Genomic DNA, 1433 nt, shown 5'->3' on the forward strand with positions numbered 1-1433 from the left:
GCTATGGGCGATTCTGGACCATCCAGAGGACGCACAGGCCATCGCAGCCCTGGGGTTCCAGGTCGTTGCGTTCCGTGAGCGCGACAGCTCTGGCGAGGCCCATGACACCTACGGTGTCATCGATCGGTCCGTCATCGAGGTTGTGGATCATGAGCTGGAGCCTGAAAGGCCCAGGCCGTAAGGCCATTGCGGCACTTACGCGGCTCACAATGAAAGCGCCGCGGCAAGCGGTGACTTTCGTCACAAGGTGGCAGATAACTTTCGTTAGAGTATGCGGTATTATCCGGACATAGCCCCTGCCCGGATGGTCCCATGCCTGAGTTCGCTTCCTTCGTTCCCACCGCCGAGCAGTACGCCCGGCTCCAGGTCGCCTTGCGACAGGTCTTGCCGTACGCGGAGTCCCGCTTTGAGGACCTGTGCATCTCGGCCGAAGAGGGTCCGGAAGATCCCGACAGCCCGGGCGTGGCGGACATCGTCCAGTACATCGAGAGCGCAAAGGAGCTGACGTCGGCCTATGCGCCGGCGGCCTGGCGTCCTGAGACTGGCGACTGGGTCTACTACGACAGCCGCGAGAACAGCAAGGACAACGGCCTGGCGCGCGTGATGTCCTACAACCCGACCACCGAGATCACCACGATCGAGTGGGAAGGCATGGGTCAGGTGCAGGCCCACATGGAAGAGATCTCCTTTCTCTCGCGCCCCGGCCCGTCCGAGCGAGGCGACGTCATCAACATCGCCCTGGGCAATCCGGGCGATAGCGCCAACGAGACCGACTACGTGCTCGAAGTGCCCGAGGGCAGCAAGCGCGGCAACGTCTGGCTGAAGGCCGGCGGCGTTGCGCTGTGCATCAGCAAGCGCGATGACGACCTGGTCGTCAAGGCGTTCCCCAACGGCGACGAGATGAGCGAGCCGTGGCAGGAGATGCATATCGACGACGCGTTCGCGCCCGACGCCCCGTCCATGAAGCCCTGACATTCGTCCCCATTCGTAGGAATCGCCCTGTGAGCAACAACCCCTATTCCTGGACCGCCGAAGACAACGCCGCTGCTGCGGCCGAAGGCTGGAACCTTTTCACCATCGATCACGCCTCCGGTGAACAGCTGGACATCCAACGCGAGGACGAGAAAGAGATCTTCGCCAGCGACGGCGAAGCCCTGATGCACATCTTCAAGCACGCGATGGACGGTAGCGTGCTGCACCAGAAGGCACTGCAGCTGAGCCTGCAGACTTCGCCGGCGTTTATCCCGCCGCGCATCGGCGTGAACATCACCGGCGGCGTCGTGCAGAACGTCTGGGCCGACACGCCAGCGCAGCTTGTGGCAGTCGACTACGACGTGGACGACGCCGATCCGGATCAGATCAGCGAGATTCCGCAAGGGGACGGGTCTGTTGAGGATGCGCTGGTGGCCATCCATGAAGCGCAGGTCCTGCCC

General features: G+C 63.2%; 3 protein-coding genes. All 3 read left to right on the forward strand.

The window, feature by feature from the left end; all coding sequences use genetic code 11:
* Positions 1–181: hypothetical protein (locus AC04L7_RS18615; protein WP_475513691.1), on the forward strand; the 181-nt coding region annotated here is incomplete at its 5' end.
* Between the two features lie 131 nt (positions 182–312).
* Positions 313–972, forward strand: a complete 660-nt coding sequence (locus tag AC04L7_RS18620) for a hypothetical protein (protein WP_436001197.1) — start codon at positions 313–315, stop codon at positions 970–972.
* 29 nt (positions 973–1001) lie between these two features.
* Positions 1002–1433: hypothetical protein (locus AC04L7_RS18625; RefSeq protein WP_475513692.1), on the forward strand; the 432-nt coding region annotated here is incomplete at its 3' end.

Source organism: Pseudoxanthomonas sp. LjRoot204_2, assembly GCF_056175765.1.